We start from the raw sequence: 25,544 nt of genomic DNA, 5'->3' as shown, positions 1-25,544 counted from the left end.
ACACTGGGTCGGCCTTCGAGCTGCGTACAGGCTACGCTCTATCGAGGAGCACTGACAACTTCATTGCCCTTAAAGATGGCGTCAATACTCTTCACTACAATCGCGGTTGAGGTACTGTTCCCTGCCTCCACGATCACCACTGCCCCAACCACTTCGCTTGGAAGTTCTCCGACATAGCGATCAACCAGCATCTTTTCAATCGCCACCTTACGGATTACATACAGCAGATTACCCGGTTCAGCCCCTTGCGTTACGCCCAAGTCAAGGTAGACCACATCGCCGGCAGCAATAGAGCTGTTACCGGCGGCACTGGCAGCAATCACCCCGTGCAGTGGCTTGGCGGTCATTTTCAGGGCAACACTTCTACGTTTAACAGGCTGGTAGGGAACCAGCAGGTCACCAGGCTCAACTTCCTTAAATGAGGAACTGATAATACCACGGGAATTCAGCTCTGTTACCTGAGTAAGCTGCACGGTCCCCAATGGGTACACCCGATACCCCAGCTCATCTCCGGTCACCGGGTGTTTAACCACTTTTGATTTACGCAGAATGGTATACTTGCTGCCATCACGTCCACCATGACGTGTGCCGATGTCAGTAAAAACCGTATCATCTTCACCAAGTACCAGACGACCATGCTGCCCTGCTATAATCCTGCCGCTTGGGGCCAACTCTTTTTCCATCAGCCAGCCTTCATTACCCCGAACAGTAAACAGCTTTTCTTCTGCAACCTCGGCATCAGCTGCAACAACTGCCTGACCTGCCGCTGCCTTCTGCGCGCCAGCCTCTACCGGCGCATCAACAATCTCCAGCTTCCCATTCACAAAACGGACAGTTTGCCCGGGATAGATAAAGTGTGGATTGGTTACCTGAGGATTTTTTGCCCAAAGATTCGGCCAATATCTGGGATCATTGAGAAATTTACCGGAAAGCCCCCAGAGTGTGTCGCCCTTCTGGATCACATAGACCGCTGGCTCCTCTGCAGCCCTCAGAAGGGATGGCGCAAGCAGTACCAACGACATCAGGAACACTACCAGTTGCATACGAGATTTCATAGTCACCTCTTTTCAGTGCCGGACGGAAGCCGGTTGGTCGCTGGACATCAGTCGCTCCCGAGCCTTTATTGCTGCCGGGCTAGCGGGATAGTTGCGAATAAGCCGCTCAAATGTGGCCCTGGCTTTATCCTGCTGTTTCTGCGCCGCGTAACTGTAGCCTATTTTAAGTAATGCATCAGATGCTTTCGGGTGGCGGGGCCAGTCATTTACCACCTTCTGGAATGCAACAAGTGCATGGGGAAGATCAGAATTGCTGTAATAGCATTCACCAATCCAATAGTAGGAATTGGGCACATATTCACTCGTCGGCTGTTCCTTTAAAAACAGCTCAAAGGCCTGGATAGCAGCAGAAAAATTATTGGCACTGTAGAGACCAAAGGCCTTGACATACCCTGGAGGAGGACCGGCATCCCTGCCTTTTGGCGCAGGATCTGTGTTTACCACCTCCACCTTGGGAGTTGTAACAGCTGCAGCTGTCTGCACCTTTGCTTGCAAGGCCTGATTTACCTCTTTCAGCTCCCGTACACCGTCACTCAGCTCCTTGAAGAGAGTTGTTCGCTGGGCATCTTTCTCCTCCAATATTGCAACTCTTCCGGAGATTTCGTTTAGCCGGGCCTCTATTCCACCTGCGAGCTGAAAAAGATGTTCGACCTTTGTTTCCGTCTCGGTCTGACGTTTGACCGCTAAATCATTGGCTGCACACCCACCCAAAAGTAGTGTGCCCAATGTCAGCAGTCCCAATTTTTGCAGGTGGCTCATGCAACTCTCCTGTTTTTTCTTGAGTTTCGCTGTAATTAAAGCCAGAAAAAACGCTTTGTCAAGTGAAAGTCAGGTTTTTCCGGTTTGCATTTTACAGACAGACCACTCCTGTGCTAGCATTCCATCTTTATTGACTTCATTACTATTCCAACTGGATCTGACGTGAAAAAGCCTGAATTACTGGCCCCGGCCGGCACCATGGAAAAACTGAAATGCGCCATCAGATACGGTGCTGATGCCGTCTATATGGGAGGACCTGACTTTGGCCTGCGTAATATGGCCGGCAACTTTACCCTTGCAGAAATGCCTCAGGCACTTGCGTTCTGTCACGAACAGGGAGTCCGCTGCTACCTGACCATTAACAGTTACCCTAGCGACCACACCTTGAACCGTCTTGAGAGCTATCTAAGGGAACTGGCTCCGCTTCCCTTTGATGCCTATATTGTCAGCGATCCAGGCGTATTACGAATGATCCGCCGCATTTCTCCAGAACGGGAGATCCACCTTTCCACCCAGGCAAACACCATCAATCACGAGAGTGTGCTTTTCTGGCAGGATCAGGGTGTCGGCCGGGTCAATCTCGCGCGAGAAATGACGCTGGAAGATATCAGTGCTACAACCAGTGCGGTCTCAATACCATGCGAGGTTTTCGTGCATGGCGCCCTCTGCGTTGCCTACTCAGGCCGCTGCCTGCTTTCCAGTGCCATGACCGGTCGCAGTGCCAATCTGGGAGAATGCACCCAGCCCTGCCGCTGGAAGTATGCCCTGGTTGAGGAGCGCAGGCCCGGCGAATATCAACCGATCGAAGAAGACTCAAGCGGTACCTTCATCTACAATTCAAAAGACCTCTGTCTACTGGAGTATCTGCCTGATCTGGTCAGGGCAGGTGTAGGGTCCCTCAAGATTGAAGGAAGAATGAAGGGAATCCACTACCTTGCCGGCGTACTGAGAATCTACCGCGCAGCTCTGGACCGCTTCTACTCCAATCCTGACGGCTACGCCACCGATCCTGTATGGATGGAGGAACTGGCCACCATCAGCCACCGCGGTTATACCACCGGCTTCCTGCTGGGTGACCCTAAGGATGTTGGACAATCCTACCAGGCAGGGTACCTGCGTAGCCATAAACTGGTGGGGACGGTTGAAGCGATGCGTGGAGCAGAGCTGGCAGAAGTGCTGGTCAGAAACCGGTTTCAGGTCGGCGATCAGCTTTCACTGATGGGGCCTGCCATGAAAAATGCCGATTTTCTGGCCACTGATCTGCAGCAACTTGACCAACAGGGACAGATAACCTCAGTAACAATTGTCCATCCCAACATGAGAATTCTGATGCCAGTGCCTGTCGGCACTGAGCCTGATGATCTGATCAGACTTCCTGCACCGATGCAGGAATTTGACTCATGAGCCCATTCTACGAACATCTTAACCAGCCTGAAGGACACTGGCTACGGGACAGCATGCTGCTGTTAATCCTGTTTGGCTTCCTCTTCCTGATTGGGCTCGGATCCGCACCGCTGATTGATCCTGACGAAGGTCGTTACGCCGAGATCCCCCGGGAGATGCTGGTCCGTGGAGATTTTGTCACCCCCACCCTTAATTATGTTAAATATTTTGAAAAGCCCCCGCTTTTATACTGGGTAAATGCCGGTTCCATGGCAGTTTTGGGGCATACTGAGTTTGCTGCCCGCCTTCCTTCGGCGCTTTCAGGTCTGTTTACCGTGTTACTCACCTATCTTGCAGGGAGACGCCTGTTTAACAGACGGACAGCAGTCACTGGCGCCTATATATTGGGGAGCTGCGCGGCTTTTCTGCTGCAATCCCGTATTATTCTGACAGATATGCTGTTAACCTTCTGCCTCTCTGCAGCCCTGTTCAGCTTTCTGCTGGCTGTCCGCAGCAGCGAACGGCAGCGCACCAACCTCTACCGCCTGTTCTTTATCTGCTGCGGTCTGGCAGTATTGACCAAGGGCTTAATCGGGATTGTTCTCCCTGGTGGAGTTATCTTCTGGTATCTGTTGCTGGGCAGACGTTGGCATATAGTGAAAGAAATTCCCTGGATCTCTGGCTTGCTGCTGTTTTGCCTGATCACCGTGCCGTGGTTTGTGCTGGTGTCACAGGCAAACCCTGAATTTCCGCATTTTTTCTTTATCAGGGAGCATTTCCAGCGCTATACCAGCACCATCCATAAACGCAGTCAACCGTTCTGGTTTTTTCTGCCAATTCTGCTGTTGACCATGCTGCCCTGGTCCTTCTTCCTGCCGGGCAGCCTGGGCAAGGCCTGGCACCAGCGCCAAAGTGACAGGGGGACCACCCTTTTTCTGCTGCTCTGGCCCTTGGTCATCATTCTGTTCTTTTCGCTTTCCAGCTCTAAATTGATCCCGTACATTCTGCCAACGTTTCCGCCACTGGCACTGTTGGTAGCCCACCGGATCACCGCCCACTGGCATACCCGCAGGCCTGACTACACTGCTGCCCAGGCGACCCTTGCCACCACACTGCTGTTGGTCGGGATAACCCTGGCCATACTGCCATTACTGACCTGGCTCCCGCCGATCCTGCATGCAAGCGGACAAACAGGGCGCGATCTGGCCGCCATGCTGACCGGCCCGACACCGGTACTTACCCTGCGCCAGACCCTGCTGCCCGGCAGCCTGCTGATTATCTTCGGCCTGCTACTGCTCTGGATCATCCGCACCCGTTCCAGTCTGCTGCTGGTGGGGCTGCTCTGTTGTTTTGGTATCCTGCTTGACCTGCTGCTCCCCTGGGCCTTTAGTCAGTATGGTGCAGACCGGCTCTCGTCCCGCAGCCTGGCCAAGGCAGCACTGCAGCATAGTGGCCCAGATACATTGCTGGCCCAGAGCGGTCCCCGCCAGGGAATGAACTTTTATACCGGTAAACGTCTGATCACTGTAGGTGATGCCGATGAACTGACCTTCGGCAGCAGTCAGGGCAATCAGTCCGGCTGGTTTCTCACTCAGGAACAGTTCATGGAGCTCTGGCGCTCAAACCGTCAGGTAATGATTGTTATTCCCCGCCATGAGGCAAGCCGGTATGAAGCAGCTCAGCCAGGGCCATCTCCCCGCACTCTGGCAGACAACGGGGCGCTGCTATTGTTGTCCAACCGCTGATCGAAGGAGTACGTACTGTATGCGTGAAACATTTCTGCCCTTTTCCACCCCTTCCCTCGGAGATGAAGAGATCAACGAGGTTGTTGACTCGCTCCGTTCCGGCTGGATCACCACCGGCCCCAAGGTCAAGCGTTTTGAAGATGTCTTCAAGGCCTATGTGGGCGCCCCTTTTGCCGTACCGCTCAGTTCGGCCACTGCTGGTTTGCACCTGACCCTGCTGGCACTGAGGATCAAAGAGGGAGACGAGATCATCACCACACCAATGACCTTTGCCTCCACGGTCAGCATGATCATTCTTGCCGGTGGCACCCCGGTGCTGGCAGATATTGAGCCCGGCACGCTGAATATTGATGTAGCCAAGGTGGCAGAGAAGATCACCCCCCGTACCAGAGCGGTGATTCCGGTCCATTTTGCCGGACAGTCCTGTGACCTTGACCCGCTGTTTGTCCTTGCCAGGCAACATAACCTGACCATTATCGAAGATGCTGCCCACGCAGCCGGTACCGAGTACAAAGGGCAGAAGATCGGCAGCCTTGATTCCATTTCCATCTTCTCATTTCACCCCAACAAGAACATCACCACCGGTGAAGGCGGCATGGTCTGCACACCGGATGAAACCCTGGCTGAAGAGATTTCTTTGCTGAAATTTCACGGCATGAGCCGTGAGGCCTGGAAGCGGTTTGCAGCCAGCGGCACACCCAACTACGACATCATGCTGCCCGGCTACAAGTACAATATGATGGATATCCAGGCGGCCATCGGGCTACACCAGCTGCCCCGTCTGGATGGTTTTATTGACCGTCGCAAAGAGATTGCAGAGCAGTATAACGCTGCCTTTGCCGATCTGGCGGAACTGGCCCTGCCCACCTATGCACCCTACCAGCAGCGTCATGCCTGGCACCTTTATACGCCGTTGATCAGGATCGAGCTCTTAACGATAGACCGGGACCAGTTCATGGCAGAACTGAAAAATCTGAACATCGGCAGTGGGCTGCATTACAAAGCGATCCACCACCACAGCTGGTACCGGGAGAACCTGCCGGTGGCCGACACGGACCTGCCCAATGCCAGCTACGCCTCAGACCGGATTCTGTCGCTGCCGCTGTTTCCCGGCATGAGCGACAATGATGCCAATGATGTAATAAGTGCAGTAACCGACGTCATTAACCGGTTCAGGAGATAGGCATGTCCCAGGAGCAGATTCACAAACTCCCCCCCCAGAGCCTTGAGGCTGAGATGTCGATCCTGGGCGGTATCCTGATCGATAACGATGCCATTAACCGCGTCTTGGAAATGCTGGAGCCGGAGGAGTTTTATCGGGAGGCGCACCGCAAGATCTTTGGTGCCATGCTGGAACTGTCGGACCGGCGGGAACCCTGCGATCTGATCACCCTGACCGATGCCCTCAAACGTCGTGGCGATCTGGACAGCTGTGGCGGGGCTGCCTATCTGGCCACCCTGGTTGATTATGTCCCCACAGCCGCCAACATCACCTACTATTGCAAGATCGTAAAGGAAAAGGCTCTTAATCGGCGTCTGATCACCATTGCAACCGATATTGCCACCAGGGGCTATGACGAACAGGGAGATGTCAACGAATCGCTGGATGAGGCCCAGAAGGCGCTCTTCAGTCTGGCGGAAAACAAACTGCGGCCGCAGTACTATCCGGTTAAGGATGTCATTAAAGACACCTTCAAGATGCTGCAGACCCTGTATGAGAAGAAGGAGCAGATTACCGGCACCCCCACCGGCTATATCGACCTGGACCATATGACCGCTGGCCTGCAGCCGGGTGATCTGATCATCGTTGCAGCCCGTCCTTCCATGGGTAAGACCACCCTGGCATTGAACATCGCCAGCCACGCCAGCGCCGAGGCCAAGGAAAAGGTCGGTTCAGTCATCTTTTCACTGGAAATGGGCAAGGAACAGCTGGTGATGCGTTTTCTCTCTTCACTGGCTCGAGTTGATGCAGGGCGGATGCGTACCGGACATTTTCTGGACAGCGACTGGCCTCGGCTGCAGCGGGCAGCAGCTACCTTGCATAACTCCAATATCTTCATCGATGACACCCCGGCCATCAGCATTCTGGAACTACGGGCCAAGGCGCGCCGCCTGAAGACGGAACATAACATCGGTCTGATCATCATTGACTACCTTCAGTTGATGCGGGCAGGGGCCAACCCTGAATCCCGCCAGCAGGAGATATCTGAAATTTCCCGTTCATTGAAAGCACTGGCAAAGGAACTGCACGTTCCGGTCGTGGCACTTTCACAGCTGAACCGGAGCCTTGAGAACCGAAGTGACAAGCGCCCGATGATGAGCGACTTGCGGGAATCCGGCGCTATCGAGCAGGATGCCGACGTGATCATGTTTGTGTACCGTGAAGCGGTCTATTGCGAGCACTGCAGAAAAAAGGATGGGAGCTGTACCGCCAACCATGAGCGAAGCGCCGAGGTAATCATCGGTAAACAGCGTAACGGTCCGATCGGCACGGTTGAACTGGCCTTTATGGGTGAGCATACCAGATTTGAGAATCTGGCTCGAAGTGGATCTCAGGATTAACAAAGGCTCCTGCATAGTAACAATGCAGGGGCCATCATATTTTCAACTCTTGGTCATTGGCCAGTAAACTAGAGGTAGTCGAGCAATGACATCTGGCTAATCTTGGCGGTCGATGAATAGGTTGCATTTAATGCGGTTTCTTGCTGGCTCATCTCAATACCCAGCTGAGCGTAGTCAACGTTCTGAATATTGCCGTATACTGTCTGTAAGGTGCTGATAATTGTCTTATTCATGGTACTGGCCGCATCAAGGCGCACCGTTCTCGATTGCAGATCGCTTTGTGCTGCATTCAACTGTACTCCAGCTTGATACAACGACTGTTTCCCTGCCTGAATACCTGCTGTATTGGATGCGGCAACATCTGCTATTAATTGATCCATCGTTGCCAGTATATCAACACTCCCATAGGGATTACCAGGCGGCGTAGGTGTCAGCAACTGATCTCCAGGGAAATTTATTGCTTGAGTAACCCCTTGGTTGATTTCAATACTGGTAACCCCGCTATCACCGGCATAGGTATTGAGTGCAGCTCCGGTTGCCGTAGCTGTAGCGTTGGCGCTGAGAGTTAATGAGGCTGGCGGTCCAGCATTGACAGCAGAGATAGTAGTCCCGGACGGTATGCCAACACCGCTGATTGCCATACCGGCGCTCAGTCCGGCAATACTGTCAAGATTGTTGATCGTAGGTGATCCACTGGTAGTATCCCCACTATTAATCAGAAAAGGCTTGGTGAGGGACTTTGTGCCGCTGAACAGATAGACGCCATTCATCTGGGTATTACCCATATCAACGATATTCTGCTTGATACTCTTCAGACTCATCAGTGCATTATTGATAACATTAGGATCAGTCTCGCCACCCGCGACCGAAGAAATCGCTTTCTTTGCCATTTCTACAAAACTATTCATACCGGTCAGGGCAGTATTGCTCATCTTCAGCCAGGTATCTGATTTACTGATGTTGCTGGTATACTGATCAGCCGCAGTCATCCGATCATTCATATTGATCAATAAACTGACTGAGACCGGATCATCACTGGGCCGGTTATAGTTTTTGCTTGATGCAATTTTCTCCTGAATGCTGTCCATACGGGCTCGTGTGCTTTGAATATTATACAACGAATTCTGCATGGTTATGTTTGGCGTTATTCGCATGACATACTCCTACTAAATCATCCCTATCAAGGTATCCATCATTTCCGTAGCTGTCGTAATCAGCTTGGCTGAGGCCTGATAGGAACGCTGATACTGAATTAAATTAGCCAGCTCTTCATCGAGAGAAACCCCTGAGCTGGAATCCCGTAACGTAGTCAATTGCTTCATAAAAGCTGCGTCCTGCTTCACAACATTCTGCGCCGATTGGACATCAACTCCAACCTGTGCAACCAATGTATTATAATAGCCACTGAATGTTCCGGCATTTAGGGCAGTAAACGTCTGACTCTGCAATCCGACCATACTGACAGCATTACTATTGTCTCCAGGAGCAGTAGCAGATCCTGATGCTGCAATTCTTGATTGGGTCACCAGAGGATTCAGCGTAATTGTTGCCGCCTCACTTCCCGCAGTAACGCTAAAAAGATCCAAACCTGCCGCACCATTCAAGTCAAAACCAGCATTATGCTGATCATTTATGCCAAGCTTCGCCGGAGGACCAGCCTCACCATTAACCATCACATCTGCCAGGTTGTTAACATACGCCTGATAGGCCGGAATGAAAGTATCCCGCATTTGTAGCGTAGCCCAAAGCTGGCCACCATCAGGCGCTGTGTACATGGTGGCGTCAACCGTAGCAGTTGCACCACCGACAGCATTTACAGTAACCGTGTAGTTACCTGGCGGAGCAGAAAGAGACAGATTTCCATATTGAGTACCCTGTACCAGAGGATAGTCAGTCCCTCCTCTGGACACATAGACATCCGTCGTACCATTCGCATTTTCAGTATATTTGACCCCCATCTGTGCAGACAGGCCCCTGATCAGGTAATCGCGCTGATCACGCATCTCATTAGCATTGCCCGCGACCTGCTCGGTTTTGTCAATCTGCCCATTCAGCAGCGCAATCTGTTTAAGCGTACTGTTAATGTCATTGGTTAATGACGGGAGAGCATCATTCTGCGCAGTTGCTGCATCGCTGAGCGTTCTGTTAACATAATGAAACTGATCAACCATAATCTGGGCACGGGAAAGCACTGCCTGACGTTCAGGCTGGCCGGTCGGATTCACCGAAAGATCCTGCCAGGCATTAAAGAAGCCGGAAATCGAAGCTCCAAGTCCATCTTGAGCAACTTCGTTAAATATCGGCTCGATCTGTTGCAAGACCTCCGCCTTGGTAGAGTCGTAGCTCCCTGTAGTACCTGCGTTAACCAGTTGTTTTTGAAGTAGACTATCATAATAGCGCTCTACGCTTGACACTCTAACACCCGTCCCTAGCGGGAAACCGTTGTGCGTACTAGGTGGAGCGGATTCAAGAATAACACGCTGGCGTGAATAACCAGGCGTATTGACATTAGCGATATTCTCGCTTACCACCTCGGAGGAAACTTGAAATATTCTAAGCCCGGCTTTTCCTATTTCAAAGGCTGCGCTAAGTCCCATATTACGCCTCCTTGCTGACCATTACCGCACCGGCCTGAGTATTTGAAAGGTAGGTACCCCGAACGCCATAGGTATTAGAAGTATTCAGAATTCTTAAAATAAACCCTAACGACTCATTCACGACCCCTAAAAAACGTTCCAACATACTCCGGTTCTGATTAGCCAATAATGAAACTATTGAACCAGCCTGCTTGACTGCCTGCTGTAATGGTTCTACCTGTCCACGCATTGAGATCGGCATCTTTTCGATAAGTTCACCTAGTGTTGCCGATGAAGCTAAACCATACTGTGCACAAGTTTCCGACATCACAGTGTGCAACGTTTCAGTCATCAGGCGCTGATGCTGAATCAGCTGTTCCTTTTGGTTGTTCAATGCCTCCATTGCCTGTGTATCAAGGGCGGCAATCGCCTTTTGTTCGTCCTCCAGTGTTTGCTGAAGTTCCTTAAGGATTTTAGTCTGTTCAATAAGTACATCCGTCAAACGATTCGCTGTTGCCATGTTACTACTCCTCATCTGCCGTTACGGCTATCATCTTCTGAGGTAAAACGGCATACCGTTTCAACAGTTCTTTTTCCACCATTGTTGCAAGGCTGTTGGGACCACCACGTTTTGACGCCGCTGCTGCATATTCCTGATCAAGCATGTAGCGGTAGGTTTCCTCTGCCTTACCACCTCCGGTCAGCTTATCTTCGGCTACGGTCTCACGCATTGACTTCAGCATCATACCGGTAAACATTGCCTCAAAATCCTGTGATATCTTTTTCAGCTGTTTACGCTTGGCATCTGTCAGCTGTTCCCCACGCACCTTTGCACGTGAACCAAGTTGCTCAGCCTTATTGTCCTGCATCAGCAGATCTGGTGATATGGTTAAGCTGCTATCCATTATGGTTATCCTATCGGTAGTTTCATCTACTTACTAAAACGGTTAGATGATAACCAGCTCTGCCTGGAGCGCTCCAGCGGCTTTAATCGATTGCAGGATCGAAATCAGATCCCGTGGTGTAACCCCCAGCAGATTTAAGCCCCGCACCACATCACCAATGGTGTTACCCTCAGGCAGCAGTGACAGCCGTTTCTGTTCCTCCTGTACTTTCAGTTCAGTACGGGGAACCTCTTTGGTTTCTCCCTTAGACAGAGGCGCGGGCTGAGACACCTTGGGGGTCTCTTTGATGGTCAGCGTCAGGTTGCCATGGGATACGGCAACAGCAGCAATCTTGACCTTATCACCCATGACGACAGTGCCAGTCCGCTCATTTACCACAACCCGTGCCGGCTGATCCTGTGTAACCTCAAGATTTTCCAGCTGAGCAATAAATTCAACCGGGCGAGAGGTAAATTCGTCAGGGATCTGCACCATGACAGAACCGCCATCACTGCTACCTGCTGCCCCTTTAAAGGTCTTGTTAATGGCGGCAACAATACGCGAGGCAGTGGTGAAGTCAGATTGTGCCAGATTCAGGCGCAGGCTTGATTTACCGGCAAGCACATTGGGGAGCTCACGCTCAACCAGGGCACCTGCAGGTATTCTTCCTGCGGTGGGATGGTTTTTAGTTGCCGAAGCACCTTGGCCGCCAAAGGCAAATGAATTGGTCAGGATAGAGCCCTGGGCTACTGCATAGACCTGATTATCCGCACCTTTGAGCGGGGTCATGATCAATGTTCCACCGGCAATGGTCTTGGCATCCCCCAGTGACGAGACAAGCACATCCAGCTTGGTACCCTGTTTTGCAAAGGGGGGTAGCGTAGCGGTGACCATAACGGCTGCAACGTTCTTGACCTTGATATCAGCGCGGTTGACCGTAACCCCCATTCGCTCCAGCATATTAACCAATGATTGTACCGGGAATTTGGTCTGATCGCTGTCACCGGAGCCGTTCAGCCCCACTATCAGGCCATAGCCAACCAACTGGTTGTCCCGCACCCCGTCAAATGCGGCAATATCCTTGATCCGCGTGGCATGCACCAGACCTGGAAGCAGCAGAGAAATAAGTAATACATAGAGAGCTGTACGTTTCATGCTATCACCTTAAAATGGCCAAAGTTTATCCAGTACATTCATCAACCAGCCCGGTTTTTGCCGGTCTGTTATGATGCCTTCGCCGGAATAGCTGATCTGGGCATCGGCTACATAAATTGAATTAATCGTGTTTTCCGCCGTTATATCACGCTGACGGATGGTGCCCTTGACCGTCACAATCTGATCCTCGTAGTTCACCTTAACATTCCTGCGCCCTTCTATTTTAAGGTTGTTATTAGGTAATACATCCACAACCTTGGCCGAAATGGTTGCACTGAGCGTTTCCTTCCGAGATGTAGAACCACTGCCGTCAAATTTAGAGCTTGCACTGGCGTTCAGCAGTTTTGACAAATCAGCAAAGTTACTGGTGATGATCTTCGATTCCTCAAGCCCCAGCATATTGGGGATACCGGCGCTGATTTGCGAGGAACGACCGGTGGCCGTGGCTGCCTGTTTGCTGGCGCTGGCAGTTTCAGTCACGATAATGGTAACGATATCACCGACCCTGCGTGCCTTGCCATCTTCAGTCAGTGCAATGGATGAGGCCTGCCAGATTGATCCGTTACTATAGCTTTGAACCGGCGGCTTTAACTGCTGGTCAAAGGTCGGGCTTACCACCTCCGTCTGCTGGACCACGCAGCCGGACAGCAGCAGTCCTGAGAGTGCAACAAGATACCGTTTCATGCTCTTCTCCTCAGATTAAAAACCAACCTCAACGGTTGAGGCATCCAGTATGCGAGCAGCAATCTCCTTATTGGAGACCATATTCTGGACCCGGATCAGATCACCAATACCACCGGCACTTCTGGCCCGGCCTGAAACGGTGATCCTCACCCCTGCATTTTCAGCGATGATCGTTACCAGCTGGCCACTGACAATAACCGGCACACTAACCAGTTGATTGCTCTTAATCGGCGCACCAGCCCTGACCGTCATACGCAGTTTCTTACCAACGGCATCTGCCATATTTTTAACCGGATGACCGCCTGCCTGGCTCAGGTCATGCTTTTGAAGCAGCAGATCCGCTTCAGTCAGTACGGTGCCTGCAAGCAGCTGTCGGGCTGCTGTCAGCATTTCAGTTCGCGCATCCACCTGAACACGCAGTGAAAGATTCTTTTCAACAGCGCCATTCACCCGCACAATCAGTACAATTGTTGCCGCCCCCCAGCCATCCCAGCCAGCCGGGGCAATCAACTCAAGATCACGGGGGCCGTTTGAGACCCGTATCCCCTGCGGCATGGAAAGCTGCCGCAGGGTTGTTTCCCAGCCATGCCCCGCCAGCTTCTCTGCCAGAAACCGCTCAACAGCCCCCCTGACCTCCTGTTCCGAAAGCAGTACCGTTGCGGTTGTCGCTGCATGACCAGACACAGCGCCCATCAGACAGTAGAGACAGCCAATCGCCAGTAACCGGGTCAGTATCAGATTAACGAGGCGCATCAGTTACCGCTTCAGGTTGTTAGCCAGCTGCAACATTTCATCAGAGGTGGTGATCGCCTTTGAGTTAGCCTCATAGGCCCGCTGGCCGATAATCATATTAACCATTTCCGTAGCCACATCAACGTTACTCATCTCAAGAAATCCCTGGGTAATCGTACCCAGACCGGTCTGTCCTGGTGTGCCGGTGGTTGCATTACCGGAGGCATCGGTCTGTTGATAGAAATTCCTGCCCATGGAGGAAAGGCCGGCAGGATTGGTAAAATTTGCAAGCTGGATGTTACCCACGGTTGACGCGGTGGACTGCCCGGCCTGAACCGCCGATACCGTACCATCAGTTCCGATGGTTATCTTGGTGGAGTTGTTGGGAATCACAATCTCCGGCAGCATCGGATACCCCTCGGGGGTCACCACCCGACCATTGCTGTCCAGCTTAAAGGCCCCGGCCCGGCTGTACGCGGTACTACCGTCCGGCATCTGGATCTGAAAGAAACCATCCCCTTCAATGGCCATATCAAGTTGTCCACCAGTGTTTGAGAAATCACCCGGGGTAAACTGTTTTGATACCGCGGCCAGTTTTGCCCCCATACCAAACTGAATCCCGACCGGAATCTGCGCTGCGTTGGTTGAAGGAGAGCCGGGATTTTGTACTGTCTGATACATCAAATCCTGAAAATCAGCTCTGCTCTTTTTAAAACCAGTGGTGTTCACGTTGGCAAGGTTGTTGGCAATCACGTTAATGTTGCTGGTTTGGGTATTCATACCGGACGCTGCGGTCCATAGAGATCTCATCATGGCTTAGTACTCCTTGGTTGTATTAAACACGTGCCAGGTCGTTTACTGCCTTGGCAGCCATATCATCAAAGTTACGCACCACACGCTGGCAGGTTTCAAAGTAGCGGCTGGCCTCCACCATCTGCACCATTTCAGCGATTGAATTGACATTCGACTGTTCAAGTGAACCCTGTGCCACTGACGTCAAAGGACTGGCAACCTGTGGTGTAGCTCCTTCTCCAGCAACAAAAAGAGTCCCGGCAGCCTTGGTCAACTGATACGGTTTTGGAAAATCAAATAATGCCAGATTGGCTACCGGCTCTCCATTGAGCGTGATTCCACCCTGGCTGTCCACCACCGGCTTTCCGCCTCCGGCCTGACCGGCAATATCAATGACGATCGGCTGGCCTTCTTCAGGTCGTTCACCAGCCTTTGAGAGTACCGGATAGCCATTAGCCGTCACCAGGGTGCCGTCACTGGCAAGCCTGAAGTTGCCCTGCCGGGTATAGGCAATACCGTCAGGAGTCCTGACGGCAAAAAAACCGTCTCCCTGCAGGGCAACATCCAGCGGGTTACCTGTCTGGATCAATGCGCCTGCAGAATAGTCCGTCAGCATCCGCTCCTGTAGCAGCACAGGATCTGCCGTCTTGGCTGGCGGTACTGCCGGAGGATTTTGATTGCCTGCAAGCACTGATTCAAAAGCCAATCGATCCTGTTTAAAACCGTTCGTTGCTGCGTTTGCAAGGTTTGAGGCGATTACATCCAGCCGCTTCATAGCTGCCAGATTGCCTGATAATGCTGAATACATGCCGCTGTTCATGCTGGCACCTCCTTTACTGCTCCACTAGGGGCTAAACTGCTTGAGCTTCCCTTTTAACCTGACCATGGACTGACTCAGAATTTGACAAATCCGTGATTCTGTCAGTCCCAATACAGCACCGATCTCTTTGAGGTTCATCTCTTCATAGTAGTACAACGTGACCGCAAGACGCTCCTTCTCAGGCAACGCCTCAATCGCCTCACCGAGCGCCCGGGCAACCTGTCCGGTCATGGCCTGGCACTGTGGCCCCTTATTCTCATCATCTCCCAGAATATCGGCCAGACTTAGTGAGTGCCCTTCATCATCATCCCAGCTGTCGTCAATACTGATAAAGCTGTACTCGTGGATCTCTTCCAACAGACAATAATACTCATCCATACCAATCTTCAGAGCCTCTGCCATCTCCGTACCGGTCGGGTTACGCCCCAGCTGATGTTCCTGCCGATGCATCTCCCGCTCTACCATTTTACACTTATCCCGCATGGTACGACTGAGAGGATCGTTGGCTCGCAGTTCATCCAGAATGGCGCCTCTGATATGCTGTTCAGCAAAGGTCTTGAACTGCACTCCACGGCTTGGATCAAACCGGTCAGCAGCATGGATCAGACCAATCACTGCAGCACTGGCAAGATCCTGCGGATCCAGATGGGACGGCAGCTGGGCCGCAAAGCGATTGACCAGATAGCGCACCAGCGGCAGGTGCGACGTAATCATGGTTTCACGCAGTTGGCAGCTCCGCTCTCCGACCTGTTCTTCATAGGCCCTGAGTCTGCTCATACCCCGCCTCCCCCTGACCCTTCCAGATAGCGGCGAAAGAAGAACTGGATATTCCCCTTCAGACGGGTCTGACGTGAATTTTCAATGACCCGTTTGGCCAGCGTGGTAAAGCAGTTTGAGGCATCAGAATCCGGGTACAGCTCATACACCGCCTTCTGTTTTTTAACCGAGTCAATCAACCGTTCATCCCGCACGACACAGCCCAGATAATCAAGGGAGATATCCAGAAAGCGCCCGGCCACATTGGCCAGCTTGCGAAACACTTCAAGAGCATCCTCACTGTCGCGGGCCATATTGATCAACACCTTGAAATGATGTTCTGAATAGCGGGTGGCCAGCAGCTTGATCAGGGCATAGACATCAGTAATTGAGGTCGGTTCAGGTGTCACCACCACCAGAATCTCCTGGGCTGCCACCGTAAAATAGGTGACGTTTTCAGAGATACCGGCCTCAGTATCAATGATCATAATGTCAAACTCTTCCTCCAGCATATCCAGCTCATCCAGCAGCTTCAGCTTCTCATGCTGTCCCAGGCTGGTGTACTCCTGGACCCCTGATCCAGCCGGGATCAGCTTGATACTGGGGGTTACCTCAACAATAATCTCTGACAGACTCTTTTCACCGGACAGGACATGGTTCAGGTTGTACTGAGGTGAAAGCCCCAAAAGTACATCCAGGTTACCCACCCCCAGATCCCCATCAATAATCAGAACCTTCTTCCCTTGCGATGCCAACGCCATGGCTAGATTGGCCACCACGTTACTTTTGCCGACGCCACCTTTACCGCTGGTGACTGATATTACTCGTATCCCCTGTTGATCTGTCAGCGAAGCAGCGCCAGATGGAGTCTGGTTGCTCTGCTTGGCTGTTCTGGCCATCTGACGCAGGGTGTCGGCCTGATCACCGGTTCCGCGCACTGCACTCATTGCGCCCCCTCCTTCAGAATCAGTTCTGCCAGTTTTTCCGATGTTGCAACCTCAATATCCTCCGGCACTCGTTGTCCCGTCGTAAAATAGGCGATTTGCAGATTGGCCTTTAAAAGCAGATTTACAATGCAACCAACGCTTTCGCACTCATCCAGCTTCGTGAATACCACTTTACTGATCGGGAAAATACTGAAGCGATTAAGTATTACTTCCAGCTCCCTGTCTTTCGTCGTCGCGGAGAGACAAAGATAGATATCGGACTGGATTGTTGTCTCAAGAAAGCCCTTCATCTCTTCCAGCTTGTCCGAATCCTTGTGACTACGCCCGGCAGTGTCGATCAGGATCAGATCGCAATCGGAATGGCGTTCAACCGCCCGCTCAAGCTCCTTGGGTGTGGAGGCAACCTCTAGGGGGATCCCCATAATCTTGGTATAGGTCTTTAACTGCTCCACCGCCCCGACCCGAAAGATATCCATGGTGATCAAGGCAACTTTATTGCCACGGTTAAGTGCATACATGGCGGCCAGCTTGGCTGTCGTGGTGGTTTTGCCAACCCCTGTCGGGCCGACCAGAGCGATAATCCGTGGGGCATTTTTTTTCATCCGCAGGTTACCGGCAAAGCGGATCAAGCGGCCAAACGCCTCACCCAGGCGTCCCTTCAGCGTCTCTTCGCCCTGCCCCATCGGCAACGTGTTAACGGTCTCAATAATTTTACCCTGCAGATCAGGTTCAATCCCCTGCCTCTCTAACTCGCGTATCAAGGGAGGCTTTTCTGAAGCAGGAGTTGTAACTGTATCCTGCATTGCGGCATCAGGCCATTGCACTGATTTGATGCCACCCTCCTGACTCCTGACCAGGGTATTCAACAACAGTTTCTTAATCTCTTCCAGATCCTGGCGGGGAATATTATTGAGATTTATCCCTCCATCTCCCGCTTTACCCTGTGGGTCTACCGTCACCGATGCCTGTTCAGTCTGACGTTGACGCAACTCTTCATCACGCTTTGACATCACTTCAACTTTTTCACGCAGGTCACGCAGCTCACGAGCCAGAGGGGCCAGCATGGAGTTTTCAAACTCTTCTTTGGTTGTCCGCTCCCGTTCCGGTCGTTCACGTACTGGTGGAGGCGGCGGGGGCGCAGGCCGGTGGGGATCAATTGCAGCGGTCACCTTGACCACCTGCTTGCTGAAAAAGCCCAGGATACCGCCCTGTTTGTCCTTTTTGGTGGATAGGATCATCGCATCAGGGCCCAGTTCAGCCTTCACCAGCCGCAAGGCTTCTGCCATGGTTGGAGCTTGAAAGGTTTTAACCAGCATGGAAGGTCACCACTCCTAATGACTGAATTTTGACATTTTGAGGAATTTCATTATGAGACAGTACTGCAACATGGGGTACAAAACGTTCAATCATCTTTTTGACATGCCGTCTGATTGAGGGAGAGGCCAGGATAACCGGCTGAGCACCGTACATACCAAAACGGTCAACCATACCACGTACCGATGCAATTATCTGCTGGGCCGAACCAGGCTCGATGGCAAGATAACTGCCCTGGTCCGAGGGCTGGATCGCTTCGGCAATGGTGTCTTCAACTTCACGATCAATAGTCACCAGATACAGCGCATCCTCATCAATCTTAAACTGGTCTACGATGAAACGCCCCAGCGACTGACGCACAAACTCCGTCAGCACATCGGGATCTTTGGTCAGACCGGCATAATCAGCCAGACTTTCCAGAATGGTTCGCAGGTCGCGGATGGAAACCCCTTCTTTAAGCAGGTTTTTCACAACCCTCAGCACTACTCCCAGACCAAGCTGCCCGGGAATCAGCTCATCAACCACCTTCGGCGCGGTAGCCGCCACGTTATCAAGCAGTTGCTGCATCTCCTGCCGCCCCACCAGATCTTGAGCGTAACGTCGAATCGTCTCACTGATATGGGTGGCAATAACCGTAGTACTGTCAACCACCGTGTAACCATTAACCTGAGCCTGCTCACGATCCTCACTGCGAATCCAGACTGCCGGCAACCCAAAGACAGGTTCCTTAGCCGTAGGACCAGGCAGTTGCGCCATCACCGCACCGGAATCCATAGCCAGATACTGGCCGGTCATCTCACTACCCCCCACCCTGGCGCCGCGTATCAAGATGTTATACTCATACGGCTTCAACTGCAGGTTGTCGTGAATATGGATTGGCGGCACCACAAACCCCATCTTCTGGGCAAACTGACGGCGGATCGACCGGATACGCTCCAACAGCTCGCCATCCTGAGAGGCATCAACCATCGGCACCAGACCATAGCCGACCTCAAGTTCAAGGGTATCCAGAGGACGGATGGCAGAGGCCTGGTCCTGGGCCTCTTCTTCGCCAGCTGCCTCAGCTGCTGCAGCCTCTTCTTCAACCACCTGAGCCATTTCACGGGACATCCGCCCCACCAGCCACGAAATTCCCGACAAAAGCAAAAAGGCAAAATGAGGCAGGCCGGGAATCATGGCGAACAGAAACATAACACCGGAAACAACGTAAAAAGCTTTAGGATAATTAAGAAATTGATCAGTAACTTCCTGACCGAAGTTATTTTCATCGGCTGTACGTGTAACAATAATACCTGCGGCTGTTGAAATTATTAGCGCCGGTATCTGAGCCACCAACCCCTCACCGATGGTCAGCAGAGTATAATTGGTTAAGGCCACATCCAGAGCCAAACCCTGTTGCCAGACGCCGATGATCAGGCCGCCAAAGATATTTACCAGCATAATCAGGATGCCGGCTACGGCATCACCGCGCACAAACTTGCTGGCACCGTCCATGGCACCATAGAATTCAGACTCACGTCGAATCTTCTCGCGCCGTTTTCTGGCCTCTTTTTCTGTCAAAAAACCGGCAGAGAGATCAGCATCAATAGCCATCTGCTTTCCTGGCATGGCGTCCAGAGTAAAACGTGCCGAAACTTCCGCCACTCTCCCGGCACCCTTGGTAATAACCACAAAGTTGATGATAACCAGAATCAGGAACATGACCGCTCCAACCACATAGTTCCCCCCGACAACAAAGGAACCAAAGGCCTTGATCACGGCACCTGCTGCTTCTGCCCCTTCACCTCCGTGCATCAGGATCAGCCGGGTTCCTGCGACATTCAGGGCAAGACGGAAAAGAGTTGTGACCAGCAAAACAGAGGGGAACACAGAAAAATCAAGGGGGTGGCGGGTATACAGGCATACCAGCAGAATGGCAAGCGCAATGGTAATATTAGCCGCCAGAAAGATGTCCAGCATAAAGGCAGGCAGAGGAATGATCATCAACGCCAGTACCCCGATTAGGGCGATGGCAACATAGATGTCAGAATTTTTTCTAAAATTGCTCAGCTCAATTGCTTGGGCTGCAGTCCCGTTTGCCATATATTGAACCAGGTCCTTGAGGCCAGATGGCCATTTTCTCGAGAGTAGCCGACACGACTCCACGGCATATGCATGCAGATTTCATGCCGTCAAAATTCGGTCACACCTCACCTAAGGCCCCAAAGACCTATTCGCAATTACGGCAAGTTACCCTACCGTCTCGCCACACAAAAAAAATAGTCAAAGTCATAATATTGACTTTGACTGAATTATGACTCACTACGTTTTCTTGTCATTAAGCGGCCGTCAAACCACCAACAGGCAGCAACCGGTTAAAATCTGGCCGTAAGCAACTTGTCAGATATACGCCCAGAGACTACATAGCCCCTTTGAGTCGATAGACATAGGCCAAGACCTCAGCAACAGCCGCATAGAGTGACTCAGGAATTTCCTGATTCTCGGCCACCTGGTCATAGAGTTCTCGAGCAAGAAATCGGTTCTCAACCAGCGTTACCTTGTTTTCACGGGCCATTTCCTTGATTGCAAGTGCCATCTCATCCATACCTTTTGCAATCACCATTGGCGCAACCATTCTGCTGCGATCATACTTCAATGCCACGGCAAAGTGTGTCGGGTTGGTAATAACAACATCTGCAGTGGGGATGATCTTGGTCAATCTTCTCCGAGCTGACTGGAACTGCATCCTCTTGATCTTTCCCTTGACTTCAGGGTTACCGTCCTGTTCCTTGTGCTCGTCCTTGACCTCCTGCTTGGTCATCTTGAGATTTTCAGTATAACGCCACTTGACATACAACATGTCAAAAATAGAAATGACAATCATGATACCACAGGTATGGGTGACTATCTTGAACGCAACATGACCGGTATAGGCCAGAATTCCGTTTACATCTGACTCTGCCAACAAGCTGATATTCTGCAATTCGTCCCGCAGCACCTGGTAACCAATCCAGCCGATCACAAATATCTTGATCAATGACTTAAAAATTTCCACCAGAGCTTCTTGATTAAAGATTCTTTTGAAGCCGGAAATAAAGTTCAACTTGCTGAAATTAAAGGTGACCCTTTCAAACTTAAAATCCAGCTGCCCCTTATCCTGAACAATGTGCGCTAAAACACCGGTAGTCATAATGGCCAGAACAATCGGCGCAAGCAGCATAATGATCACACCAAAGATGCGTAGCAGCATGGTATAGACATTTCGCTCCGTCAGCTCAAAGCTGCCAATCTCGGAGTAAACCATAACTGTCGTACTTTTCAGTCCGTTCATCAAGTAACCGCCCAGCAGATACAGGGCAATAATACCTGCCAATAGCGTAAGACTCTGGTTAAGCATCTGAGAAGAAGGTGGCGCCCCCTTTTCTCTGGCTTTCTCTAGTTTTCGACTTGTCGGTTGCTCTGTTTTAGAGTGTTTGTCGTCGTCTTCTGCCAGGAATCATCCCCCCTTTGCAAGCAGTCTGAAGACCGTTGTCACCTGTTCAGCCAGATTACCAAACGATAGCTCCAAAACATGAAAAAAGAGCAGGAGAGTCATCCCCAACACCATAAAACCGAGCCCGATATTAAGCGGAAAGCTGACCATAAAGACGTTCATCTGGGGAAAGGCTCGAGCCATGATACCAAGCACCACGCTGGTTAAAAGCAGTGTAACCATCACCGGCGCAGCCAGTCTGATTCCCAAAATGAAGACATTAGAAGTAGCATTTACCAGAAAATGAATCAGAGATTCACTCATCGTCCAGCCCCCCAGCGGTATGACGGTAAAGCTGTCTACAATCGCGTGGATAAATACATGGTGAATGTTGAGGGAAAGAAAAAACAGGGTTGCCAGCAGACTCTGCATAACCGACATGATCTGCATCTGATTACCCATGGATGGATCAATAACAGAGGAGATACTGAACCCCATTTGAAGACCGATAATCTGACCACTAAACTCAACAGCTGCAAAAATAATCTGGGTAATGAAGGCCAGCGTAAGACCGATCAGCATTTCACGCATAACCAACAGTCCGAGCGTAAAAGCATCGCCAGGAATAGGTGGAGGGACTATTTTAAGTATTGGAAAACAGACCAGCGTGACGGAGAGAACAACAACAATCTTGATACGGGCTGGCAGGCGACGCCCCCCGAACAGAGGCAAAGCGGCAAACAGGCCACCAATCCTGCACAGAACCAGTGCAAACAGAAAGACATCCGACTGTCCTGGCAGGGGAGAGACAAAAGGAAACATACTAAGCTAGCGCCGCATTACAGCTATCAAGGCATAGATTTCACGGGTGAAGTCACTCATATAGCTCATCATCCAGGGAAAAAAGATGATAATAGCCACCATGACCGCAACAATCTTGGGGGCAAAGGCCAAAGTAGCTTCATTGATGGAGGTAACTGCCTGAAAGACGCTGATGGCAAGTCCCACCACCAGGCTGAACAGCAGCAACGGTGCAGCCAGTAACAAGGTAGCCTCAAAACTTCTACGTGCCAGTTGTACGACCAGTTCTGGGGTCATGGCATATCCTTTCTAACCAAAGCTCTTGACCAGAGAGCTGATAACCAACCCCCACCCATCCACCAGCACAAACAACAGAATTTTAAATGGCAGAGAAATCATAACCGGCGGCAGCATCATCATACCCATTGACATCAAGACTGAAGCAACCACCATATCCACCACAATAAAAGGGATATAAATCAGAAAACCGATCTGAAAGGCGGTACGCAACTCTGAAATCATAAAGGCAGGCACAATGGTAAGTGTCGGGATATCATCAGCATTTTTGGGACGGGCCTGCTTGGAAAGACTGACAAACAGGGCCAGATCTTTTTCACGGGTTTGAGAAAGCATAAACTTCCGTACCGGCTGAACCGCCCTTTCAAAAGCCTGTTCCTGTGAAATGGCCCCTGCCTTGAACGGCTGATAGGCGTTTTGATTTATCTGTTGCCAGACCGGGGTCATAATAAAGAAGGTTAAAAACAGGGACAAAGCAAGAATTATCTGGTTCGACGGGGCCTGCTGGGTACCCAGGGCGGTTCGAAGAAAAGAAAGCACAACCACGATCCGGGTGAACGAAGTGGTCATAATTAACAGACTGGGAGCCAGAGACAGCACCGTAAGCAGCAGAAAAATCTGGATTGTGGTGGCCACTTCGGCAGGTTTTGAGGCTGTACCGACACCAATGTTCAGTGATGGCAACGGAACCGGAGCAGCAGCGACAAAAACAGCGCTACTTGTGATAGCTACTGTCAGCAGGCAGATAATCAACCCAATACGCTTTTTAATAAAACTGGTCATGATATTCCCGGCTTGAGAGCTAGTGCCCTCAGGTGCGTGACACTGCCCGCTTCAGCACAGCAAAAAATGATGCACGATCATTGGGCTCGTCAACCACTTCAATCTCTTCCAGAAGCGGCACCTGCTTGATGAGACTCAGTTGTTCTCCACTACTTGCAAGCAAAAGGTACTCTCCTGCCACCTCAACCAGAATCAGCGCCTTGCGCGGCCCCATGGCCCGGACCTCAAGCACCCGTATATGTTGGTTCCCCGGCTGCAGTGCAGGGATCTTACGCATCAGGCGGGTAGACAGGTAATAGGTAAGTAAAATCAGACCGACAACCAATATCAGCGCTGCGATCATCTGGAGGAAACTAGACAGAAAACTAAAATCTCCACTCTTTGTCGGACCTCCAGCACCGTGCGCCCAGTCCGGGATCAATCCAACCAGAAACAGATACAGCAGGGCAGACAGCCTGGTCACAAAATTTTCTCCACCCGTTCATTTGGACTGACAATATCAACGAGGCGAACACCGAATTTTTCATTCACCACCACTGCTTCACCACGTGCTACCAGCTTTGAGTTTACGAAGATATCCAACGGCTCACCGGCAAGTTTGGTTAACTCAACAACTGCCCCCTGGTTCAGTTGCAGAATATCTTTGACCAGCAGCTTGGTCCGACCCAGTTCCACCGTAACCTGAAGCGGGATATCAAGTATGAATTCCAGATTTTTTCGTTCCTGCTCTGTCTCTGCGGCATCAGGCTTGTCGTTCACGAGAATTCCCCTTATTGGAAATAATATCGCTTATCTGCATTGCTTTATTACCATGCCGTATGCCTGGTATCCCCTGATATTTCGGCACCCCTTCAACCTTCACCAGAAGTTCGCTGGTACAAGGCTTGTCCAGCATAATAGTGTCACCGACTTCAAGATCTAAAAGTTCTCGCAGCGAGATGTTTGAATTACCCAATTCAACCGCAAGCTCCATCGGCGCATCAAGGATTTCCGATGAAAGACGATGCGACCACTGCGGATCGATCGCCATCAGGTCAAACTGCATCCCCTCCTTAAGCTTGTCCCGAATCGGCTCAATGGTCATAATCGGCACAACAAAGATCATCGTGCCAACGTTTTCTTCTATATGCACCTTTACCGTCATGGTAACCACCTGATACTCAGGCGGAACAATAGTCACCAGTCGGGGGTTCATCTCCATCCGCAAAATACTTAATTTTGCCGGATACAGCGGGGCCCATGCCTTTTCAAGATCTGCCATAACATCGGCCAGCACCATTTCAACCAATCTCAATTCCAGTGTGGTGAAAAGGCGATTCAAAGCCAATGCAGTACGGCTGGTACCTCCCAGCACGCTGTCAACAATGGCAAACGCCAGGGCGCTGTCCATGGCTATCAGGGCTGCCCCTTTCAGAGGATCCAGCTTAAAGATTGCCATACAGACCGGCGACGGCAGGGTCTGCAAAAAATCATCGAATTTATAGGAACGTGCGCCGACCTTCTTGATCTCAACTACTTTACGAAGACGATTTGAAAGGGTAATGCGGTTAAATCGGATAAAGCCGTCATAGACGATATCAAGGTTAGGAACAAAACCACGATACGCCTCTGTATTAAAGAGGTCATAGCTTACTGCGGTACCTTCAGACTTTGAAAGCTCCTTTTCAGGTTCAATCCGTCCGTCAAAAACCGCATTCAGCAGGGCCTCAATCTCGGCTTTGGTAAGTATTTTCTCCATGGCCACCCGACGTCCCCGATCAGCTACTGGACAACAAAGTCAGTAAAATAAACCTTGCTAACCTTGCCTTGAGCAACAATCTTGCTGATGGCGGTCAGAATTTCTTCTCTCAGTTGGTTTTTTCCCTGCGCATCCTGGATCTCCTGCAAAGTCTTTGTGGTCAGCACCACCAGGATGGCATCGCGAATAGCTGCAAGCCGCCCTTCCAACTCCGGCTTAACCGCAGGATTTGACATCTCAAGCTCAACTTTGACCTTAAGATACCGAAGTTCCTGACCATCATAGATATTCACAATGAATGGCTCAAGCC

The 25,544-nt window shown here is 51.3% G+C and carries 27 protein-coding genes; 4 read left to right on the top strand and 23 right to left on the bottom strand.

From position 1 onward, the window contains the following. Window positions 1-38: 38 nt before the first annotated feature. Window positions 39-1,055: a LysM peptidoglycan-binding domain-containing protein gene (locus OEL57_RS02585; protein WP_300736633.1), complete on the bottom strand. Its 1,017-nt coding sequence runs from the start codon at window positions 1,053-1,055 to the stop codon at window positions 39-41. A 12-nt stretch (window positions 1,056-1,067) separates the two neighbouring features. Next, window positions 1,068-1,814 carry a tol-pal system protein YbgF gene (gene ybgF / locus OEL57_RS02580; RefSeq protein WP_300736632.1) on the bottom strand — a complete coding sequence of 249 codons (747 nt, stop codon included), beginning with the start codon at window positions 1,812-1,814 and terminating at the stop codon, window positions 1,068-1,070. Window positions 1,815-1,976: 162 nt separating this feature from the next. On the opposite strand from ybgF, the gene OEL57_RS02575 reads away from it, so the two are divergent. The 4 genes from OEL57_RS02575 to dnaB are packed head-to-tail and all read left to right on the top strand — an operon-like array spanning window position 1,977 to window position 7,504. After that, window positions 1,977-3,218 (top strand): peptidase U32 family protein, encoded by a 1,242-nt coding sequence (locus OEL57_RS02575; RefSeq protein ID WP_300736631.1) that lies wholly within the window; start codon window positions 1,977-1,979, stop codon window positions 3,216-3,218. Beyond that, window positions 3,215-4,942 carry a phospholipid carrier-dependent glycosyltransferase gene (locus OEL57_RS02570; protein WP_300736630.1) on the top strand — a complete coding sequence of 576 codons (1,728 nt, stop codon included), beginning with the start codon at window positions 3,215-3,217 and terminating at the stop codon, window positions 4,940-4,942. The genes OEL57_RS02575 and OEL57_RS02570 overlap by 4 nt, the downstream gene beginning before the upstream one ends. A 19-nt stretch (window positions 4,943-4,961) precedes the next feature. Further along, window positions 4,962-6,125, top strand: a complete 1,164-nt coding sequence (locus tag OEL57_RS02565; protein WP_300736629.1) for a DegT/DnrJ/EryC1/StrS family aminotransferase — start codon at window positions 4,962-4,964, stop codon at window positions 6,123-6,125. A 2-nt stretch (window positions 6,126-6,127) separates the two neighbouring features. Then, window positions 6,128-7,504, top strand: coding sequence for a replicative DNA helicase (dnaB, locus tag OEL57_RS02560; protein ID WP_300736628.1), 1,377 nt, complete (start codon window positions 6,128-6,130; stop codon window positions 7,502-7,504). Between the two features lie 68 nt (window positions 7,505-7,572). On the opposite strand, the gene OEL57_RS02555 is transcribed toward dnaB, so the two are convergent. From OEL57_RS02555 to OEL57_RS02455, 21 genes are all read right to left on the bottom strand, one after another. Further along, window positions 7,573-8,658, bottom strand: a complete 1,086-nt coding sequence (locus OEL57_RS02555; RefSeq protein WP_300736627.1) for a hypothetical protein — start codon at window positions 8,656-8,658, stop codon at window positions 7,573-7,575. Between the two features lie 12 nt (window positions 8,659-8,670). Further along, a complete protein-coding gene (gene flgK, locus OEL57_RS02550) occupies window positions 8,671-10,101 on the bottom strand; it encodes a flagellar hook-associated protein FlgK (protein ID WP_300736626.1) in 1,431 nt (476 codons plus the stop codon). Window position 10,102: 1 nt separating this feature from the next. Further along, window positions 10,103-10,600 carry a flagellar protein FlgN gene (locus tag OEL57_RS02545; protein WP_300736625.1) on the bottom strand — a complete coding sequence of 166 codons (498 nt, stop codon included), beginning with the start codon at window positions 10,598-10,600 and terminating at the stop codon, window positions 10,103-10,105. A 4-nt stretch (window positions 10,601-10,604) separates the two neighbouring features. Continuing rightward, window positions 10,605-10,985 carry a rod-binding protein gene (locus tag OEL57_RS02540; RefSeq protein ID WP_300736624.1) on the bottom strand — a complete coding sequence of 127 codons (381 nt, stop codon included), beginning with the start codon at window positions 10,983-10,985 and terminating at the stop codon, window positions 10,605-10,607. A 42-nt stretch (window positions 10,986-11,027) separates the two neighbouring features. Further along, on the bottom strand, window positions 11,028-12,119 hold the full coding sequence (locus OEL57_RS02535) for a flagellar basal body P-ring protein FlgI (RefSeq protein ID WP_300736623.1): 1,092 nt from the start codon (window positions 12,117-12,119) through the stop codon (window positions 11,028-11,030). A gap of 9 nt (window positions 12,120-12,128) precedes the next feature. Next, window positions 12,129-12,803 (bottom strand): flagellar basal body L-ring protein FlgH, encoded by a 675-nt coding sequence (locus OEL57_RS02530; RefSeq protein ID WP_300736622.1) that lies wholly within the window; start codon window positions 12,801-12,803, stop codon window positions 12,129-12,131. 15 nt (window positions 12,804-12,818) lie between these two features. Continuing rightward, entirely contained in the window at window positions 12,819-13,556 is a 738-nt protein-coding gene (gene flgA, locus OEL57_RS02525) for a flagellar basal body P-ring formation chaperone FlgA (RefSeq protein WP_300736621.1), read from the bottom strand. Between the two features lie 3 nt (window positions 13,557-13,559). Beyond that, complete coding sequence (gene flgG, locus OEL57_RS02520) at window positions 13,560-14,348, bottom strand: flagellar basal-body rod protein FlgG (protein ID WP_078788366.1); 789 nt, start codon at window positions 14,346-14,348, stop codon at window positions 13,560-13,562. A gap of 22 nt (window positions 14,349-14,370) precedes the next feature. Beyond that, window positions 14,371-15,147 (bottom strand): flagellar basal-body rod protein FlgF, encoded by a 777-nt coding sequence (gene flgF, locus OEL57_RS02515; RefSeq protein ID WP_300736620.1) that lies wholly within the window; start codon window positions 15,145-15,147, stop codon window positions 14,371-14,373. Between the two features lie 24 nt (window positions 15,148-15,171). Beyond that, window positions 15,172-15,924 (bottom strand): FliA/WhiG family RNA polymerase sigma factor, encoded by a 753-nt coding sequence (locus OEL57_RS02510; protein ID WP_300736619.1) that lies wholly within the window; start codon window positions 15,922-15,924, stop codon window positions 15,172-15,174. Continuing rightward, a complete protein-coding gene (locus OEL57_RS02505) occupies window positions 15,921-16,850 on the bottom strand; it encodes a MinD/ParA family protein (protein ID WP_300736617.1) in 930 nt (309 codons plus the stop codon). Before OEL57_RS02505 ends, OEL57_RS02510 begins: the two co-directional genes overlap by 4 nt. Beyond that, window positions 16,847-18,166, bottom strand: coding sequence for a flagellar biosynthesis protein FlhF (gene flhF, locus OEL57_RS02500; protein WP_300736615.1), 1,320 nt, complete (start codon window positions 18,164-18,166; stop codon window positions 16,847-16,849). Before flhF ends, OEL57_RS02505 begins: the two co-directional genes overlap by 4 nt. Next, window positions 18,156-20,246, bottom strand: a complete 2,091-nt coding sequence (gene flhA / locus OEL57_RS02495) for a flagellar biosynthesis protein FlhA (protein ID WP_300736612.1) — start codon at window positions 20,244-20,246, stop codon at window positions 18,156-18,158. The genes flhF and flhA overlap by 11 nt, the downstream gene beginning before the upstream one ends. A 316-nt stretch (window positions 20,247-20,562) precedes the next feature. Next, window positions 20,563-21,636, bottom strand: coding sequence for a flagellar biosynthesis protein FlhB (gene flhB / locus OEL57_RS02490; protein WP_300736640.1), 1,074 nt, complete (start codon window positions 21,634-21,636; stop codon window positions 20,563-20,565). Window positions 21,637-21,639: 3 nt separating this feature from the next. After that, on the bottom strand, window positions 21,640-22,437 hold the full coding sequence (gene fliR, locus OEL57_RS02485) for a flagellar biosynthetic protein FliR (protein WP_300736610.1): 798 nt from the start codon (window positions 22,435-22,437) through the stop codon (window positions 21,640-21,642). A 6-nt stretch (window positions 22,438-22,443) separates the two neighbouring features. After that, window positions 22,444-22,713, bottom strand: coding sequence for a flagellar biosynthesis protein FliQ (fliQ, locus tag OEL57_RS02480; protein ID WP_078788374.1), 270 nt, complete (start codon window positions 22,711-22,713; stop codon window positions 22,444-22,446). Window positions 22,714-22,725: 12 nt separating this feature from the next. After that, window positions 22,726-23,496, bottom strand: a complete 771-nt coding sequence (gene fliP / locus OEL57_RS02475; protein ID WP_300736600.1) for a flagellar type III secretion system pore protein FliP — start codon at window positions 23,494-23,496, stop codon at window positions 22,726-22,728. 28 nt (window positions 23,497-23,524) lie between these two features. Further along, entirely contained in the window at window positions 23,525-23,959 is a 435-nt protein-coding gene (locus tag OEL57_RS02470) for a FliO/MopB family protein (protein ID WP_300736598.1), read from the bottom strand. Beyond that, the gene (gene fliN / locus OEL57_RS02465) at window positions 23,956-24,255 is read right to left on the bottom strand and encodes a flagellar motor switch protein FliN (protein WP_300736596.1); all 300 of its coding nucleotides are present in this window, start codon (window positions 24,253-24,255) and stop codon (window positions 23,956-23,958) included. The genes OEL57_RS02470 and fliN overlap by 4 nt, the downstream gene beginning before the upstream one ends. Then, the gene (gene fliM / locus OEL57_RS02460) at window positions 24,239-25,234 is read right to left on the bottom strand and encodes a flagellar motor switch protein FliM (protein WP_300736593.1); all 996 of its coding nucleotides are present in this window, start codon (window positions 25,232-25,234) and stop codon (window positions 24,239-24,241) included. Before fliM ends, fliN begins: the two co-directional genes overlap by 17 nt. A 23-nt stretch (window positions 25,235-25,257) precedes the next feature. Beyond that, the coding region (locus OEL57_RS02455; protein WP_300736592.1) for a flagellar basal body-associated FliL family protein at window positions 25,258-25,544 on the bottom strand (287 nt) is incomplete at its 5' end.

The sequence above is a fragment of the Trichlorobacter sp. genome (genome assembly GCF_030247655.1).
In the GTDB taxonomy this organism is placed as follows: Bacteria; Desulfobacterota; Desulfuromonadia; order Geobacterales; family Pseudopelobacteraceae; genus Trichlorobacter.
This window is presented reverse-complemented; position numbering and strand designations above follow the sequence as displayed.